General features: G+C 39.9%; 2 protein-coding genes. One reads left to right on the top strand and one right to left on the bottom strand.

The features are described 5' to 3' along the window. Positions 1 to 94 precede the first annotated feature (94 nt). The gene (locus GNE10_RS32640) at positions 95 to 3082 is read right to left on the bottom strand and encodes a Tn3 family transposase (RefSeq protein WP_185570163.1); all 2988 of its coding nucleotides are present in this window, start codon (positions 3080 to 3082) and stop codon (positions 95 to 97) included. A gap of 197 nt (positions 3083 to 3279) precedes the next feature. On the opposite strand from GNE10_RS32640, the gene GNE10_RS32635 reads away from it, so the two are divergent. Then, positions 3280 to 3864: a tyrosine-type recombinase/integrase gene (locus GNE10_RS32635; RefSeq protein WP_221643075.1), complete on the top strand. Its 585-nt coding sequence runs from the start codon at positions 3280 to 3282 to the stop codon at positions 3862 to 3864. Positions 3865 to 3946: the final 82 nt, after the last annotated feature.

Genomic DNA, 3946 nt, shown 5'->3' with positions numbered 1-3946 from the left:
GGGGTACAGCCGGGATACGTGCAAAATGGGACACGTTGTAAAGTTTTGTAAAAATTAACTCTACAACCCTTACCAGACCTACCTTCGCAATTTTTTAAACCAAAACTAAAAGCCCGTCATCATCCAACAAATTCGGCACAGTCTCCATATCAATCAAGTAGTCGCCGAAACGCTTGATATGACTTGTCATATAAGGACTCAACGCCGCTACATCTTCACGAGTAATCAAATAACCGGACTTCAGCAAATCCCGCAAAATGTCAGTCAAATCCACAACATTGTGAAAGATAACAGCATTAGCAACCAAATCATTATATTTAACAATCTTCTCCTGCTCGATTGGGTCATTATTAGCAATAACCCCAAAACCACCGAAGAAAAACCACTTTGAGAAACCGTTATAAGCCTCAACAATATTTGTTGCCGCAGTAATCTGTTGTCGCAACTTCATATCTGAAATATATTGCAACAGAAATACCGTCCTGATTACCCGTCCTAACTCCTGAAAAGCTTGGTATAATCTGTTTTTACGACTATAATTTCCCAGCTTTCGTAACAACACCGCACTGGAAATCTTGCCAGTTTGAATCGAAAGTACAACCTGTAAAATATCTTGCCAATGGGTTTGAATTTTCTCCCAATCAATCGCATCTTTGAACAAAGAATCAATATGCTTGTAAACCGCATCATTATCAGGGCGAAAGAAATTTAAATCCTTCCAATTGCGAATCCGGGGCATTAACTTAATCCCCAACATATGTGACAGAGCAAATACAGGCGTTGATTGTCCCTGAGTATCTGCGTGAATCGTATGAGGCTGAATATCAGAAAGATTTTTCAACAAACCCTCAATAATGTAAACGGCCTCCCAAGTTCCGCAGGAAATAAAATGGCTAAACAAAGCCACATAGGTATCGGAAACATGATGGTAAGCAATTCCTCCGTAGCCACCATAACGGATATGATACTCAGACAGCAGATTCTCCTCATAGAGTTCGTACTTAGTCCCATCCGCCGCCGCCGTTGTACCATCACCCCAAATGCTCGGAAGCTTTAAAACATTGTAGCGATTAATAATATCTACAAGGGCGGCATTCAATTTATCCACACTCACATGACGGCGATTAACAAAGGATATTTCCTTACTTGTAACAATACCCCGCATATGTCTTGCCGCTTGAGTCGGCCCCAAATTACAACCATAGGTGAAACTAGTCAACAAATAACGTTCCGTCGCCCGTGACAATTTCGGGTCGCTGCCACTCATCGGCCCAAAATGGCGTGTAAAATTAGTCCAATAATCAACATTCCGCAGGATATCAATTAAATTACGTTCCGGGAACCGTTCTTCCACAGCTTCTAGTAAAGCCTTAGCTGACGGACTCAAGTCATGACGTACAGACTTCTTTAATACAGGTTCACCCAAATCATTAATCACAAGTTGACGATTATCTGGATAACCAGCATCTACTTTAAAAGCCGTATCAGTTAACAAAGTCTTGAGTTGTTCAACAAAATCAACTGCATTATTAGCAAAACCTAAATCTCCACAATACTGGTCAATCAATGGTAAACATTCTGACCAAGGTAACAACTGTTCTCGGTGATCAGCGTAATTCTCACTTCCCTTTACGCAAATATCCCCCGACCTCAATTCAGCCATTAAGTAAGAGAAAACACAAACTTCCAAATGACGACGCACAATTTTAGTTTTGTTTCCTTGTTCGACGAATAAAAGTTTCTGCCATTGAGGAGAAGCAAAATCTAAATCAATAGTATTATTGAAGAATTGACCCCGACGTGATTGATTTTCTAAAATAAAATTCAATGCTTCAACTACACTTTGTTCGTTAGTAGTAGATGAAAACTTCAAAGCACTAAGCAACCGGAAGAAAGTACTGCGGTGACTTTTATAAAATTGCCACAATAGGGGGAAATAATTATTTCCCTTATAGGCATTTATCGACTCACATTCACTTAATAGTTGTTCAGCACCACCAGATGGAATCAGTACCTGATTAACTTGCTCGACCTTATCAACTTTATCGACTTTAACGACAGTCCCAACTTCTGGCGGTTCGTCAATCAATACTTGTAGAACATCACTGAAAACCCCCAGCAACTTCTCAACCGTTTCCTGATATCTTTGTTTAATAAGTTCTAACTCTTTCTTAGCATTATTATGAATTAACTGCATTTTTTTGAGAAACATCTCAACCAAGTTATCTCGCGTCATCACGCTGGCTGAGTAAATTAGGCATAATATTAAAGTAATTCGTTTTGGTAAATTAAACTCTTTAATTTCGCTCGCATCTAAGACTCTCGCTTCCGCCGCAAAATGTTGAATCTTGGCGGCTGTAATATCAGCAAGTAGTGGTTTAACATCTCCCAAAGAATCAAGCCAAATTGAATGTACAATTAAATCGTTGAGGTGATTGCGGGTTGGGCGTTTAGGAAGTTGCTTGAGATTATTGTAGAGACTTCTATATTCTACTGGATGATTATCTAAAAGGTCGAGTAGACGTTGTTGATAATCATCACTTAGGCGATTAAGTACCAACTTAAATAGGTTTTGATTGACTACATTCCTAACTCGGCGTACTAATCTATTTAATGTGTTAAATCCTGGCAACTCATATCTATTTTTAATCAGTTCGGCAATAGCGACATTCATTAAATCAGCAGGATTATCCATCACCTGGGCTGATTCATTCACCGCAGATACCGCTAAATGTAGCGCAGTTTGATTAAAAGGTTTAACTTGAAGATATTCGCGGATAGCTGTCCGATGTCGGTACATTGTTTTGCTAGTTTCATAACCCAAAACAATATCAAGCTCAAATTTTAAATGACTGCGAATATGGTTAATGATTTTCAGGGGGATATCTGCAATCGATGGAAAATAACCCAGTCTTTGGAACGATTTCAAGATGACGAGCAGATTCAAAATATTACTTTCGCCCTTAGCTGTACTGTAAGCGAAAGCAATTTCTGAAGGTGTTGGGGTATAAATGTCGCTAAGTTCTTTGGTGGTAAATTGGCGCTTAAATCTAGGGTAAGCGGTACGTTCTATAGATGTCACTATGTGTAGGCGCGTATGATTTTTAACTTCAAAAGATATATCACCAATCAGCCACTGCTTGCTCTTGTTTATGTAGAGAAACATTACCAAAAAGAACTGTTTATGGGCAAGTTTTTAACATGGAATGTGTGGGGAGTTGATTGTGTCGTACCCAATGTTAAAGTACCCAATTACCTTTTATGGGCAAGTTGGTTTTTATGACTCATACTGCTCCACCCAAAAAAGTCACAAACCTAGAGAAGCGAACACGAGAATATCTGCTACCCAATGAAGTTGAAGCCATGATTAAAGCAGCTTCATCAACAGGGCGGCATGGTCACAGAGATTCGACTTTAATTTTACTGGCTTATCGTCACGGTCTACGTGTATCAGAATTGGTAGCCCTGCGATGGTCACAAGTAGATTTTTCTAGTGGCACAATTCATATCAATCGACTCAAGCATGGTATCAGTTCAACGCATCCTTTACGTGCCAGAGAGTTAAGGTGGCTACGGCAACTACAACGAGAATATCCTAGCTCTCCTTACTTGTTTGTTTCTGAGCGTGGGACTCCGATGGCTACTGCCACAGCTTTTAATATTATTAGTCGTGCTGGCACTCTTGCTGGGTTGGCTTTATCGGTACATCCGCATATGTTACGTCATGCCTGTGGGTTTTATCTGGCATCTCATGGTCATGACACTAGAGCTATTCAGGCTTATCTGGGACACAAGAATATTCAACATACTATTCGCTACACAGAATTATCGAGCGAGCGCTTCAACAATTTCTGGCTCGACTGAACCTAAAATCAATGCTTTCAACCTGATTTCTTTACAAAACTTTACAACATGTCCCATTTTGCACGTATCCCGGCTGTACCCC

Origin of the sequence: Nostoc sp. 2RC (assembly GCF_014222165.1) — a bacterium.
Classification (GTDB): Bacteria; Cyanobacteriota; Cyanobacteriia; order Cyanobacteriales; family Nostocaceae; genus Nostoc; species Nostoc linckia.
Note: the sequence above shows the minus strand (reverse complement) of the source record. Positions and strands in the feature narration are given on the sequence as shown.

What these genes read in the sequence shown, in the direction of transcription:
- GNE10_RS32635 (WP_221643075.1), top strand. Translation starts at nt 3,280, where the DNA reads ATGACTCATACTGCTCCACCCAAAAAAGTCACAAACCTAGAGAAGCGA.